The 14,571-nt window shown below is 72.7% G+C and carries 9 protein-coding genes and 1 riboswitch; of the genes, 8 read left to right on the top strand and 1 reads right to left on the bottom strand.

Features of this window, described 5'->3' with window-relative positions; genetic code table 11:
- The first annotated feature begins 2 nt into the window (after positions 1-2).
- The 5 genes from glgX to GCU67_RS01845 all read left to right on the top strand — a co-directional run bounded on the left by glgX (position 3) and on the right by GCU67_RS01845 (position 8,395).
- The gene (glgX, locus tag GCU67_RS01865) at positions 3-2,111 is read left to right on the top strand and encodes a glycogen debranching protein GlgX (protein WP_163609385.1); all 2,109 of its coding nucleotides are present in this window, start codon (positions 3-5) and stop codon (positions 2,109-2,111) included.
- Positions 2,108-4,435: a malto-oligosyltrehalose synthase gene (gene treY, locus GCU67_RS01860; protein WP_163609384.1), complete on the top strand. Its 2,328-nt coding sequence runs from the start codon at positions 2,108-2,110 to the stop codon at positions 4,433-4,435. Before glgX ends, treY begins: the two co-directional genes overlap by 4 nt.
- Before the next feature lie 415 nt (positions 4,436-4,850).
- Positions 4,851-5,012, top strand: a riboswitch (cyclic di-AMP (ydaO/yuaA leader).
- 3 nt (positions 5,013-5,015) lie between these two features.
- Positions 5,016-5,711, top strand: a complete 696-nt coding sequence (locus GCU67_RS22250) for a LysM peptidoglycan-binding domain-containing protein (protein WP_163609383.1) — start codon at positions 5,016-5,018, stop codon at positions 5,709-5,711.
- A 194-nt stretch (positions 5,712-5,905) separates the two neighbouring features.
- A complete protein-coding gene (treZ, locus tag GCU67_RS01850; protein WP_163609382.1) occupies positions 5,906-7,663 on the top strand; it encodes a malto-oligosyltrehalose trehalohydrolase in 1,758 nt (585 codons plus the stop codon).
- Positions 7,664-7,666: 3 nt separating this feature from the next.
- Positions 7,667-8,395, top strand: coding sequence for a dihydrofolate reductase family protein (locus GCU67_RS01845; protein ID WP_163609381.1), 729 nt, complete (start codon positions 7,667-7,669; stop codon positions 8,393-8,395).
- Positions 8,396-8,399: 4 nt separating this feature from the next.
- Here the strand turns inward: GCU67_RS01845 and GCU67_RS01840 are convergent, their stop codons facing one another.
- A complete protein-coding gene (locus tag GCU67_RS01840) occupies positions 8,400-10,544 on the bottom strand; it encodes an MMPL family transporter (protein ID WP_163609380.1) in 2,145 nt (714 codons plus the stop codon).
- A 223-nt stretch (positions 10,545-10,767) separates the two neighbouring features.
- Between GCU67_RS01840 and GCU67_RS01835 the strand changes: the two genes are divergently transcribed.
- The 3 genes from GCU67_RS01835 to GCU67_RS01825 are packed head-to-tail and all read left to right on the top strand — an operon-like array spanning position 10,768 to position 14,534.
- Positions 10,768-11,841 (top strand): ATP-dependent DNA ligase, encoded by a 1,074-nt coding sequence (locus GCU67_RS01835; RefSeq protein WP_163609379.1) that lies wholly within the window; start codon positions 10,768-10,770, stop codon positions 11,839-11,841.
- Positions 11,842-11,895: 54 nt separating this feature from the next.
- Positions 11,896-13,440, top strand: coding sequence for an alpha/beta hydrolase (locus GCU67_RS01830; RefSeq protein ID WP_163609378.1), 1,545 nt, complete (start codon positions 11,896-11,898; stop codon positions 13,438-13,440).
- 26 nt (positions 13,441-13,466) lie between these two features.
- Positions 13,467-14,534 (top strand): DNA polymerase domain-containing protein, encoded by a 1,068-nt coding sequence (locus tag GCU67_RS01825; RefSeq protein WP_163609377.1) that lies wholly within the window; start codon positions 13,467-13,469, stop codon positions 14,532-14,534.
- Positions 14,535-14,571: the final 37 nt, after the last annotated feature.

Below are 14,571 nucleotides of genomic sequence, written 5' to 3'. Positions count from 1 at the left end.
CCATGACCACCCAGGTGTGGCCCGGTTCCGCATACCCCCTCGGAGCCACGTACGACGGCACCGGTACCAACTTCGCGATCTTCAGCGAGGTGGCAGAGAAGGTCGAGCTGTGCCTGTTCGACGAGCAGGGCAACGAGGAGCGCGTCCGGCTGCCGGAGATGGACGCCTATGTCTGGCACGCCTTCCTCCCCGGCATCCAGCCCGGCCAGCGCTACGGCTTCCGGGTGCACGGCCCGCACGACCCGGCCCAGGGACAGCGCTGCAACCCCAACAAGCTGCTGTTGGACCCCTACGCCAAGGCGATCGACGGCCAGATCGACTGGGACGAGTCGGTCTTCGGCTACCACTTCGAGGACGGCTCCCAGAACGACGACGACTCCGCGGCCCACATGCCGAAGTCCGTCGTCGTCAACCCGTTCTTCGACTGGGGCGTCGACCGGCCCCCGCGCACGCCCTACAACAAGACGGTCATCTACGAGGCCCACGTCAAGGGCCTGACGATGACCCACCCGCGCGTGCCCGAGGACCTCCGCGGCACCTACGCCGGCGTCGCTCACCCGGCGATCATCGAGCACCTCACCGACCTGGGCATCACGGCCATCGAGCTCATGCCGGTGCACCAGTTCGTGCAGGACGACACCCTGCTGCAGAAGGGCCTGCGCAACTACTGGGGCTACAACACGATCGGGTTCTTCGCACCGCACAACGAGTACGCGCAGGCGACCGACGGCCAGCAGGTGCAGGAGTTCAAGGGGATGGTCCGCGCCCTGCACGAGGCGGGCATCGAGGTCATCCTCGACGTGGTCTACAACCACACCGCCGAGGGCAACCACATGGGCCCGACGCTGTCGTTCCGTGGCATCGACAACCAGGCCTACTACCGCCTGGTCGAGGACGACAAGCAGTACTACATGGACACCACCGGCACCGGGAACTCGCTGAACGTCGCGACCCCGCAGTCGCTGCAGCTGATCATGGACTCGCTGCGCTACTGGGTCACCGAGATGCACGTCGACGGATTCCGCTTCGACCTCGCCTCCTCGCTGGCCCGCCAGTTCCACGAGGTCGACCGGCTGTCGGCGTTCTTCGACCTGGTGCACCAGGACCCGATCGTCAGCCAGGTCAAGCTCATCGCCGAGCCCTGGGACATCGGCGACGGCGGCTACCAGGTCGGCAACTTCCCCGCGCTGTGGACGGAGTGGAACGGCAAGTACCGCGACACCGTCCGCGACTTCTGGCGGGGCGAGGACGCCACGATCGGCGAGTTCGCCGCCCGCATCTCCGGCTCCGCCGACCTCTACCAGGGCTCGGGCCGCCGCCCGGTGGCGAGCATCAACTTCGTCACCGCCCACGACGGCTTCACCCTCAACGACCTCGTCTCCTACAACGAGAAGCACAACGAGGCCAACGGCGAGGGCAACAACGACGGCGAGAGCCACAACCGCAGCTGGAACGGTGGCGTCGAAGGCGAGACCGACGACCCGGACATCCTCGCGCTGCGGGCGCAGCAGCGACGCAACTTCATCGCCACGCTGATGCTGAGCCAGGGCGTGCCGATGCTGCTGCACGGTGACGAGCTGGGCCGCAGCCAGGGCGGCAACAACAACGGCTACTGCCAGGACGACGAGATCACCTGGATCGACTGGGAGGACATCGACGAGGGCCTCCTCGAGTTCACCAAGCTGGTCACCAAGCTGCGCAACGACCACCCGACGTTCCGCCGTCGCCGGTTCTTCCACGGTCGTCCGGTGCGCCGCGAGGAGGGCGACCCGGTCCAGGACATCGCCTGGCTGACCCCGGCCGGCGAGGTCATGGACGACGAGGACTGGGACGTCGGCTTCGCCAAGTCGCTGGCCATGTACCTCAACGGCCACGGCATCCGGGAGACCGACGAGCGCGGTGAGGACCTCGTGGACGACTGCTTCTACCTGGCCTTCAACGCCCACCACGAGCCGATCGACTTCACCCTGCCCAGCAGCGACTACGCCGAGGGCTGGACCGTCGTCGTCGACAGCTCCGAGCTGGAGGAGGTCGAGCCGGTGACCGTCAAGGCCGGCGAGACCCTCACCCTCGCGCCGCGGGCCACGGTCGTCCTGCAGGCCGCTCCGTGACCCGGCCGGCCACCGACGCGAACCGGCGGCGCTCGGTGCCCGCGGGCACCTACCGGCTGCAGGTGACCGCCGACTTCACCCTCGACGACGCCGCGGCGGCGGCCGGCTACCTGGCCGACCTGGGCGTCACCCACGCGTACTCCTCGCCGCTGCTGCGTTCGGCGGAGGGGAGCACGCACGGGTACGACACCACCGACCACGCGCACATCGACGAGCCGCGCGGCGGGCGGGCCGGCTTCGACCGGTTCGTGGCCGAGCTGCACGAGCACGGCCTCGGCCTGGTGCTCGACCTCGTCCCCAACCACATGGGCGTGGCCGACGCGGCCGAGTCCGGCTGGTGGTGGGACGTGCTCCAGCACGGCCGGGACAGCGCGCACGCCGACGCGTTCGACATCGACTGGGACTTCGGCGGCGGGAAGATCCGCATCCCGACCCTGGGCAGCGCCGACGACGTGTCGGAGCTGGAGGTCGTCGACGGCGAGCTGCGGTACTACGACAACCGCTTCCCGATCGCGCCCGGCACCGGCGAGGGCACCCCTCAGGAGGTGCACGACCGGCAGCACTACGAGCTCGTCGACTGGCGCCGCGCCGACGACCAGCTCAACTACCGCCGGTTCTTCGCCATCAACACCCTCGCCGGGCTGCGCGTGGAGGACCCGGAGGTCTTCCGGGCCACCCACGCGCTGATCGTCGAGCTGGTGGACAACGGCTCGGTCGACGCGCTGCGCATCGACCACCCCGACGGTCTCGCCGACCCGAAGGGCTACCTGGACCGGCTCGCGGAGGCCACCGGCGACCGGTGGACCGTCGTGGAGAAGATCCTCGAGCCCGGTGAGGAGCTGCCCGACTCCTGGAAGACCGCCGGCACCACCGGTTACGACGCGCTGTCCGAGGTCGACGAGGTGCTCGTCGACCCGGCCGGCGAGGCGGCGTTCACCGCGCTGGACACCGAGCTGGCCGGGCACCCGGTCGACTACGCCGAGCTCGTGCGCATGTGCAAGCGAGAGGTCACCGACGGGATGCTCGGCTCGGAGGTCGCCCGGTTGCAGCGCATCGTCGGCGACCTGCCGGGCGTGCAGGCCGACCAGGTCACCGAGGGCCTGGCCGAGCTGCTGGCCAGCTTCCCGGTCTACCGCAGCTACCTGCCCGACGGCCGCGCGCACCTGGACGAGACGGTCGCCGCCGTCAAGGCGCGGCGGCCGGAGCTGGCCGCCGCCGTCGACGCCCTGCACCCGCTGCTGGGCAGCGCCGGCACCGAGCTCGCCACCCGCTTCGAGCAGACCTCGGGGCCGGTCATGGCCAAGGGCGTCGAGGACAGCGCCTACTACCGGTGGTCGCGCTTCGTCGCCCTCAACGAGGTCGGCGGCGACCCGGCGGAGTTCGGGACGACCGTGGCCGACTTCCACGAGGCGCAGCAGCGCCGCGCGGAGCGCCGTCCGGCGTCGATGACCACGCTGTCGACCCACGACACCAAGCGCAGCGAGGACGTGCGCAGCCGGCTGGCGGTGCTGGCCGAGCTGCCCGAGGAGTGGGCGCAGCTGGTGCGCGGGCTCGTCGCCCGGCACCCGCTGCCCGACGCCTCGCTGGCGCACCTGGTGTGGCAGAACCTCGTGGGCGCCTGGCCGCTGTCGAAGGAGCGGGCGCACGCCTACGTGGAGAAGGCCGCGCGTGAGGCGGGCACCTCGACCACCTGGACCAACCCGGTGCAGGAGTTCGAGGACCAGTTGCACGCGCTGGTCGACGCCGCCTTCGACGACGCCACCACCCACGCGGAGATCACCGCGTTCGTGCAGCGGATCGCGCCGCTGGGGTACAGCAACTCGCTGTCGCAGAAGCTGCTCCAGCTGACCATCGCCGGGGTGCCCGACGTCTACCAGGGCACCGAGCTGTGGGACTTCTCGCTGGTCGACCCGGACAACCGCCGTCCGGTCGACTACGACCTGCGCCGTGAGCTGCTCACGCGGCTCGACGGCGGTTGGGTCCCCGAGGTCGACGAGACCGGCGCGGCCAAGCTGCTGGTCGTATCCCGGACGCTGCGGCACCGCCGCGACCACCCGGAGGCCTTCGCCGGGTACACCGCGCTGACCGCCACCGGGGCGGCGGCCGACCACGTCGTGGCCTTCGACCGCGGCGGCGTCGTGACCGTGGCGACCCGGCTCCCGGCCGGGCTGGCGGAGAGCAGCTGGGGCGACACCGCGCTCCCGCTGTCCACGGGCGCGTGGCGGGACCTGCTCACCGGCGCCCGGGTCGTGTCGGACGCCTCGGGTGTCCCGCTGGCCGGGCTGCTGTCGACACTGCCCGTGGCGCTGCTCGTCCGCGACTGAGGAAGGCCCCCCTCGCCCCCCGCCACTCGCGAGCTCGCGGCGGGCCCCTGCGAGGGGACCACAGTGCGTGACCGGCCTCCTCGACGCGGTGTCGAGGGGGCCGGTGCGTGTTCCGGGCCTCTCCCGGGCGGGCCCCCATCGGTCGTGGGTGATCGAGGGCACACCCGCGACCCGTGGTGTCCGGCCGACTGTCGACCCCTGCTCCGCTCGGATGTCGACCTGTCGATCTATCAACTCTGAGTAACGAAATGGTCTCACTGCGCGTCGAAGACTGCGCATGTCGCCACATTCTCGCCGCGACGCGCCGTCGATCCCCGACACGCCGCTCGCCAGTTGGCAGTTGTCCACCTACCGTCGTCCTCGCGTTCGGGCCTTCCTGGCCGAGCGCGGCACCGGACCGCTCAGCCCCGTCCGCCGGTGACCTCAACCAGACCCTTCCGGACGGGGGCGGGGGACCCACATCCGACGCGCCGCCCATCCAGCGCCGCGCGTCTACGGGGTGAAGCCGCAGATCTGCGGCCGGGCACCGATCGCCCGAACCCGACAGCTCACCTCGCAGGCGGTGATCGGAGGAACACGAATGTCCAAGCACTCTCAGTCCCGTCAGGCCCTCGTCCGTCGTGTCCTGCGCGGCAGCGTGGTGACCGTCGGGGCCGCCGCTGTCGGTCTCGGTGCCACCGTCGGCATCGGCACCGCGACGGCATCCGCCGCCGAGCGCGACTGGAGCGGCGTCGCCCAGTGCGAGTCCGGCGGCAACTGGGCCATCAACACCGGCAACGGCTACTACGGCGGCCTGCAGTTCTCCCAGAGCACCTGGGCCGGCTACGGCGGCACCGCTTACGCCGCGCGCGCCGACCAGGCCACCCCGGCCCAGCAGATCGCCGTCGCCGAGAAGGTCCTCGCCGGCCAGGGTGTCGGCGCGTGGCCGACCTGCGGCAAGCGGCTGACCGGTGGCACGACCGCCGCGCCGGCCCCGGCCCCGAAGGCCGCCCCGGCCGCCTCGAAGGCCGCCGCGCCCAAGGCCGCCCCGGCTCCGCAGGCCGCTGCCCCGAAGGCCGCCCCCAAGGCGTCCAGCACCGAGCGCAGCAGCAAGGCCGCCACCCGCTCCACCCGTCAGGCACCGGCCGCTGCCGGCACCTACGCGGTGAAGCCGGGCGACACCCTGGGCAAGATCGCGGCCGCCAACGGCACCAGCTGGCAGTCGCTGTACGCGAAGAACCGCGGTCTGGTCAACAACCCGAACCGCATCTACGTCGGCCAGCTGCTCGCCGTCTGACCCACCCGCCGGGGCCTGCCCCGGCACCGCACGGCACGAACGGCCGGGCACCCCAGCGTGGGGGTGCCCGGCCGTTCGTCGTCCGGCACCGGGTGACGGGCGTGACGGTTCGAACCCGGCAGGGCGGGCATGATCGACCCGCTCTGCCGCGACCGGCACCGTCATCCCCCGCACCACCGCTCCGGAGGTCTCCCATGCCCCAGCCCGTCGAGTTCTCCGTCTGGGCTCCGCTCCCCGAGCGGGTGCGCCTCTCGCTCGACGGGCAGGTGCACGACATGCAGCGGGACGACGCCGGCTGGTGGCGGGTGACCGCGCCCGCCGAGTCCGAGTCGGACTACGGCTTCCTGCTCGACGACACCGAGCCGGCGCGCCCGGACCCGCGGTCCCGCCGCCAGCCCGACGGCGTGCACGGCCTCTCCCGCCGGTACGATCCCTCCTCCTACAGCTGGGGCGACCGCGCCTGGACCGGGCGCCCGCTCGCCGGCGGCGTGGTCTACGAGCTGCACGTGGGCACGTTCACCCGCGAGGGCACCTTCGATGCGGTGATCCGCAACCTCGACCACCTCGTCGACCTCGGCGTCGACTTCGTCGAACTGCTCCCGGTCAACGGCTTCAACGGCACGCACAACTGGGGTTACGACGGCGTCGCCTGGTACGCCGTGCAGGAGAGCTACGGCGGCCCAGCCGGCTACCAGCGCCTCGTCGACGCGTGCCACCAGCGCGGCATCGGGGTCATCCAGGACGTCGTCTACAACCACCTCGGGCCCTCGGGCAACTACCTGCCGGAGTTCTTCCCGATCTTCGCCGAGGGCGGGGCGAACAGCTGGGGCAACGCGATCAACCTGGCCGGCCCCGACTCCGACGAGGTGCGCCGCTACATCATCGACAACGCGCTGATGTGGCTGCGGGACATGCACGTCGACGGGCTGCGGCTCGACGCCGTCCACGCGCTGGTCGACGAGCGGGCCACCCACGTGCTCGAGGAGATGGCAATGGAGGTCGAGAAGCTCTCCGTCGCCGAGGGTCGCCCGCTCACGCTGATCGCCGAGAGCGACCTGAACGACCCGGGCATGGTCACCCCGCGGATGGCCGGCGGCAAGGGCCTGGACGCGCAGTGGAGCGACGACTTCCACCACTCGCTGCACACCCAGCTGACCGGCGAGGCCCAGGGCTACTACGCCGACTTCGCCGCCGGCGGCCTGGGCGGGCTGGCGAAGGTGCTCACCGGGGCCTTCTTCCACGCCGGTGACTGGTCCAGCTTCCGCCGCCGGCACCACGGCCGCCCGGTCGACACCAAGGCCCTGCCCGGCTGGAAGTTCCTCGGCTACCTGCAGGACCACGACCAGATCGGCAACCGCGCGGTCGGCGACCGGATCTCCGCCTCGGTCTCCCCCGGCATGCTCGGTGTCGGCGCGACACTGGTGCTCACCAGCCCGTTCACCCCGATGCTGTTCATGGGCGAGGAGTGGGGCGCCTCGACGCCGTGGCAGTTCTTCACCAGCCACCCCGAGCCCGAGCTGGGCAAGGCCACTGCCGAGGGGCGGATCGGCGAGTTCGCCGAGCACGGCTGGGACGCCGAGGTGGTGCCCGACCCGCAGGACCCGGAGACCTTCACCCGCTCCAAGCTGGACTGGGCCGAGCTCACCGAGGAGCCGCACGCGCACGTCCTCGCGGTGCACAAGGCGCTGATCGCGCTGCGCCGGGCGCACCCGGACCTGGTCGACCCCGACCTGTCCGCCGTGGCGGTCAGCTGGGACGACGCCGACCGCTGGCTGGTGGTCCGCCGCGGCTCGCTGCGGGTGGTGGCCAACCTGTCCGACCAGTCGCGCGAGATCGACCTGGACGTCGACGCCGACGAGGTGCTGTTCGCCAGCGGCGAGATGCCCACCCTCGACGGCGGTGTGGTGACCCTCCCGGCGGAGAGCGCCGCGGTGCTGTCCACCCGCCGCTGACCCGTGCAGCGACTGCTGCCCGACCCCGGCCCGCTCGACGGTGACGCCGAGCTGGCCGGGGCCTACCGGCTCCCGGCCGGGCGACACCTGCGGGTCGACTTCGTCGACTCGCTCGACGGCGCCGTCAGCGTCGACGGGCGCAGCGGCGGGCTGGGCTCCCCCGGTGACCGGCGGGTGTTCCAGGTGCTGCGGGCGCTGTCCGATGCCGTGCTGGTGGGCGTGGGGACGGCGGCCGCGGAGGGCTACCGGCCGGTGCTGCCGGACTCCGCGGTGGGCCGACTGCGGACCGCGCTCGACCGGCCGCCGGTGGCCCCGGTCGCCGTCGTCTCCCGGCGGGCGTCCCTGTCCCCGGTCGACCAACTGGTCACCGACGCCGTCGTCCCGACCCTGCTGGTGACCTGCGCGGCCGCCGACCCCGACCGGCTCGCGGCCCTGGCCGCCGCCGGCGTGGTGGTCCTGGTCTGCGGGGAGGACGACGTCGACCTGCCGACCGCGCTCGACGCCCTCGCCGAACGCGGCCACGAGCAGGTGCTCTGCGAGGGCGGGCCCGCCCTGTTCGCCGCCGCGCTGGCCGCCGGCGTCGTCGACGAGCTGGACCTGTCGATCGCCCCGCTGCTGGTCGGAGGAGGCGCCGGCCTGCTGCCCACGCCCCTCGCCGTGCCGGCGAGCGCACGGCTGGCGCAGGTGCTGACCGAGGACGACGTGCTCTTCACCCGGTACGTGCTGAGCTGAGCTGTCACGCCTGCGCGAGCGGGCGCTCCTCCACAGGCACCACCAGCGGGCGCTCGTCGTGGAGCGGCGAGGGCTCGACCCGCAGCACGCGGGCCAGTCCGGCGGGCAGCCACCAGTTCCACTTGCCCAGCAGGCTCACCAGTGCCGGCACCAGCAGGGCGCGGACCAGGGTCGCGTCGATCAGGATGCCGACGCCGAGCGCCGTCCCGAGCACCTTGATGTCCACCCCTGGCGAGGACGCCAGCGCCGCGAAGGAGAAGAACAGGATCAGCGCGGCCGAGGTGACCAGCCGGCCGGTGCGGCCCAGACCGGTGACCACCGCGGCGGACGTGCTGCCGGTGTCGTCGTACTCCTCCCGCATGCGGGCGAGGATGAACACCTCGTAGTCCATCGACAGGCCGAAGAGGAACGCGAAGATGATCACCGGCAGCCAGAAGGTGAGCGCGCCGGTGGCCGAGACGCCGAACAGGGCGTCGGAGCCGTGCCCCTCCTGCCAGAAGTAGGTCACCGCACCGAACACCGCGGCCAGCGAGATGAGGTTGAGCAGCACGGCCTTGATCGGCAGCAGCAGCGACCGGAAGGTGCGCACCAGCAGCACGAAGGTGATCAGCGCGATCAGCCCCAACACGTAGGGGAAGTTGTCGTAGACGGCGCGGAAGTAGTCCTGCACGACCGCGCCCGTGCCGGCGACGCCGACCTCGCCCCCGGTCGCAGCCTCCACCGCGGTGCGCACGTCGTCGACCACCTCGTTGCTGGCGCTGTCGACCGTCTCCCCCACCGGGACGACGTCGACCACGGTCGTGCCGTTGCGGCTGCCGCCCAGCACGGCCATCCGGACGCCGTCCACGCCGGCCGCCGTCTCGGCCGCGGTCCCGGCCTGGCCGTCGGGCACCAGCAGCTCGATCGGTGTGAGGACGCCGCTGCCGACACCGCCGTCCTCCAGGGTCTGCAGTGCGTCGAAGGACGGGCCGCTGCGGGCCAGCGACCCGGTGTTCGCCTGCCCGATCTTCAAGCCGAACACCGGCGCGATGACCAGCCCGAGCACCACCAGCGCGACGCCGGCAGCGATCCACCGCCGCCGCACGACCAGCCGGGCCCACGCCGTCCAGCCGCGCGCGGCCACGGCGTCGTGCCGGATCCGTGGCCAGTCGACCCGCGGCCCGATCTTCGACAGCAGCGCCGGCAGCAGGGTGAGCACGACGGCCACGCTGACCAGCGGGATGAGCATGCCGCCCAGCCCCATGCTCCGCAGGAACGGCACCGGGACGACGACCAGCGCGAGCAGGCTGATGGCCACCGTCACGCCGGAGGCCAGCACCGCGTGCCCGGCGGTGCGCGTCGCGATGACCACGGCCTCGTCGTTGCCGCGGCCGTGCGCCCGTTCCTCGCGCCAGCGGGAGACCAGCAGCAGTGAGTAGTCGATCGCCACCCCCAGCCCCACCAGGGCGATGAGGAACTGGACGACGAAGCTCACGTCGGTGAGGTACGTCAGCCCCAGGACCAGCAGGAACGTGGTCAGGATCGACACCGCGGCGATGAGCAGCGGCACCAGTGCCAGGAAGGACGCGAAGACGAACACCAGGACGGCGAGGGCGCCCACCGCCCCGAACAGCGTCTCCACCAGCACGCTGGGCCCCTCGGTCTCCCCGCCGGCCGACAGCAGCACGTAGGACGTCAGCCCGGTGTCCATCCCCGCAGCGGCGGCGGCCTGCTCGAACGCCGGCTGCAGCGTCGTCTCCAGGCCGGGCCCGAAGCCCTCGGGCAGCGGCCCCTGCACCAGGGCGAAGGTGCTCCGCCCGTCGTCGGTGACGAACCGGGCGTCGCCGGTGCTGGCCAGGTCGACGACCCGGGCCTGCGGCACGGCGGCGCGCACGGCGTCGAAGACCCCGGCCACGTCGGCGGACCGGTCGGCGACCGTGCTGCCCTCGGGCACGGTGAGCACCGGGACCAGGGTGTCGGCGGTGCTCGCGCCGAAGGTCTCGATCAGGTCGACCTCGGCCTCGTACCCGGGCTGGCCGGGCAGGGAGAAGTCGAAGGTCAGGCGGTCGGTCACCGTGCCGGCGGTCGAGCCGCCGGCGACCATGAGCACCAGCCAGCCCAGGACGACCAGCAGCCGGTGGCGGATGACGAAGCGGGCGAGGGACTCCACGAGCTGCTCCCGGACAGGGGTGTGCGGTTGATGACGACGCCGTCCCCGTGCACACGACGCTAGCGGTCCCGGCGACCGCACGGGGACCCGCGGATTGCGCCCCGTCCGGACACGCCCGGACTCCCCCGGACCCGCCCGGACCCGCCCGGCGAGCGGCTCGCGGTGGACGGTCCAGCCGCTGCCGGACCCCCACCGACCGGTCGCTGGCTGGTTGACTCACGCCATGGACCTGCCCGTGATGCCCCCGGTCAAGCCGATGCTCGCCAAGCCCGCGGCGACCCTGCCCACGGGCGAGGACTGGTTCTACGAGCCCAAGTGGGACGGCTTCCGCTGCATCGTGTTCCGCGACGGCGACGAGGTGGAGCTGGGCAGCCGCAACGAGCGCCCGCTCACCCGCTACTTCCCCGACGTGGTCGCCGCGGCGCTGGCGCACCTGCCCGAGCGCTGCGTGGTCGACGGGGAGATCGTCGTCCCGCGCGGGGACCGGCTGGACTTCGAGTCGCTGCTGCAGCGCATCCACCCCGCGGCCTCGCGGGTGACGAAGCTGGCCGCGGAGACCCCGGCGTCCTTCGTCGCCTTCGACCTGCTGGCCCTGGGCGACGAGTCGCTGATGGACACCCCCTACGCGCAACGGCAGCTCCGGCTGCGAGAGGCGCTCTCCGGCGTCCGGGCCCCGGTGTACGTCAGCACGGTCACCGCCGACCCAGCGGTCGGGCAGCGGTGGTTCCGCGAGTTCGAGGGCGCCGGCCTGGACGGGGTCATCGCCAAGCGCGGCGACCAGCCCTACTCCCCCGACCAGCGCGTGCTGGCCAAGGTCAAGCACGTCCGGACGGCGGACGCCGTGGTCGCCGGGTTCCGCTGGCACAAGAGCGGGCCCGTCGTCGGCTCGCTGCTGCTGGGCCTCTACGACGACGCCGGCACGCTGCAGCACATCGGCGTTGCGGCGTCCTTCCCGATGACGCGGCGGGCCGAGCTGGTCGAGGAGCTGGCGCCCTACCGGGCCGAGGCCCTGGACGGCCACCCGTGGCAGGACTGGGCCAACGCCGTCACCGGCGAGGACGGCGAGCACCGGATGCCCGGGGCGACCAGCCGCTGGAACGCCGGCAAGGACCTGTCCTGGGTGCCACTGCGCCCGGAGCTGGTGGTCGAGATCCGCTACGACCAGCTGGAGGGCAGCCGGCTGCGGCACACCGGCCAGTTCCAGCGGTGGCGCCCGGACCGCGACGCCCGCTCGTGCACCTACGAGCAGCTGGAGGTGCCGGTCCGCTACGACCTGGCCGAGGTGCTGGGCGGCTGAGGCGCCGCGGGTCCGGCTGACCGGCACAGCCGCGGCTCCTACCCTGGTCTGATCATGACCGGACCCCGCCGCCTGGCCGCTGCCGCCGTCCTGCTCGCCGTGACCCTCACCGGGTGCACGTCCGGCGGGTCCGATGAGACGGCCGCCTCGTCGCCGGCGGCCCCGGCCACCCCGGTCGCCCAGCCGATCGCGTGGACCGACTGCGACGCCGACATCGACCAGATCATCGCCGGGCGCCCCGGGGCGGAGCGTGACCTGGCGTTCTCCTGCGGGACGACGAGCGTGCCGGCCAGCTACGACGACCCCGCCGGCGGCCCGCTGGACCTGTTCCTGGTGCGCGCGACGTTCGCGGGGCAGACCGACCGGATCGGCTCGCTGCTGGTCAACCCCGGCGGCCCGGGCCAGTCGGCCACCGACGCGGCGGTCCAGTCGGCGCTCACGCTGCCCGAGGACGTGCTGCGCCGGTTCGACGTCGTCGGGCTCGACCCGCGCGGCGCCGGGCTGTCGACCCCGGTCGAGTGCATCTCCGACCAGCAGAAGGACGAGCTGTTCGCCGTCGACCCGCGGACCGCGGACGCCGCGGCGCTGACCACGGCCTTCGGCCAGGTCGACGCCGTGGCCGCCGGCTGCGCGGAGAAGTACAAGGAGGCTCTGGGCGCCTTCGCCACCGTCGACAGCGCCCGGGACATGGACCTGGTGCGGGAGTCCCTGGGCGACGAGCAGCTGACGTTCCTAGGGTACTCCTACGGCACCACGCTCGGTTCCACCTACGCCGAGCTGTTCCCCGAGCGGGTGCGCGCGCTGGTGCTCGACGGCGCCGTCGACCCCGACGCGACCGCGGAGGAGTTCGCCGAGCAGCAGGCGCAGGCCTTCGAGGTGGCCTTCGACGCGTTCGCGGCCAACTGCACCGCGCTGCTGGCCGGGTGCCCGATCGGCGCCGACCCGCGCACCTCCGTCACCGACCTGCTGACCCAGGCCGGCACCACCCCGGTGCCCAGCAGCCGGGCCGGCGAGACCCGGCAGGCGACCCCCGGCCTGGTGCTCAACGGCATCCGGTCGGCGCTCTACCAGCCCAGCGCCTGGCCGCAGCTGGCCCAGTCGCTGGCCGCGGCCCGCGCCGGCGACGCCGCCGGCATCCTCACCCTCGCCGACACCTACACCGGCCGCAACGACGACGGCACGTACACCAACGTCGTCGACGCCAACGTGGCCGTGACCTGCGCCGACACCGAGGAGCGGCGCACCGCCGACCAGGTGCGCACCGTGCTGGCCGAGTGGTCCACGCAGTACCCGCTGTTCGGCGCCGACGCCGCGCTGGGCCTGTACACCTGTTCGCCGTGGCAGGCACCGCGCACGCCGCTGCCGGCGCGGGACGCCGCGGGCAGCGCCCCGATCCTGGTCATCGGGACCCAGGGCGACCCGGTGACCCCGCTGCCCGGGGCGCAGGACATGGCCGCGGACCTGACGAGCGGCGCCCTGCTCACCTGGGCGGGCAACGGGCACACTGCCTACCCCAAGACCGACTGCGTGACGGCGGCGGTCAACGCCTACCTGATCGACCTGGTCGTCCCCGCCGAGGGGACGGTCTGCCCCGCCTGACCCCGAGCGACCCGAACGGAGCCCGCATGGCCAGCAGCAAGGACGCCGTCGTCCTGGACCTCGACGGGCACGAGGTGCGGGTGAGCAGCCCGGAGAAGCCGTACTTCGGCGACAAGGGCGTCCGCAAGATCGACGTCGTGAACTACTTCGTCTCCGTCGGCGAGGGCATCCTGTTCGCGCTGCGCGACCGGCCGACGACGCTGGAGCGCTGGCCCGGCGGGGTGTTCGAGGGCGCCCGGCTCTCGACCCGGATGGACAACACCGGCGACGCGTTCTACCAGAAGCGGGTGCCCAAGAACGCCCCCGAGTGGGTGCAGACGGCGCACATCACCTTCCCGAGCGGGCGCACCGCCGACGAGATCGCACCCGACTCGGTCGCCGTCGTCGCCTGGTGCGCGAACCTGGGCACGCTGACCTTCCACCCGTGGCCGGTCAGCAAGACCGACGTCGAGTCCCCCGACCAGATCCGGATCGACCTGGACCCCCAGCCGGGCACCGACTTCTCCGACGCCGTGTGGGTCGCCCCGCACGTGCGGGAGCTGCTGCACGAGTTCGGCATGGAGGGCTGGCCGAAGACCTCCGGCGGACGCGGCGTGCACGTCTACGTGCCGATCCTGCCGCGCTGGACCTTCCCCGAGGTGCGCCGGGCGGTGATCGCCTTCGGCCGCGAGCTGGAGCGCCGCATCCCCGACCGCGTGACCATGAACTGGTGGAAGGAGGAGCGCGGCGAGAAGATCTTCATCGACTACAACCAGATGGCCCGGGACCGCACGATCGCCTCGGCGTACTCCATCCGCGCGAGGTCGCACGCGCCGGTGAGCGCCCCGGTCGACTGGGACGAGCTGCCCGACGTCACCCCGTTCGACTTCGACGTCCTCACCATGCCGGCCCGCTTCGCCGCCGTCGGTGACAAGCACGCGGGGCTCGCCGACCACGCCTACGACCTGACGCCGCTGGTCGAGCTGGCCGACCGGCAGGAACGCGACCTGGGCCTGGGTGAGATGCCCTATCCCCCGGACTACCCGAAGATGCCCGGCGAGCCGATGCGCGTGCAGCCCAGCCGGGCCCGGAAGGTGGCCGCCGAAGACGGGTGACCGGTGGTCCACCGCGGGCCGGTGGGATGCTCCCGCT

Source organism: Modestobacter muralis, from assembly GCF_010682105.1.
Taxonomy (GTDB): Bacteria; Actinomycetota; Actinomycetes; order Mycobacteriales; family Geodermatophilaceae; genus Modestobacter; species Modestobacter muralis.
Note: the sequence above shows the minus strand (reverse complement) of the source record. Positions and strands in the feature narration are given on the sequence as shown.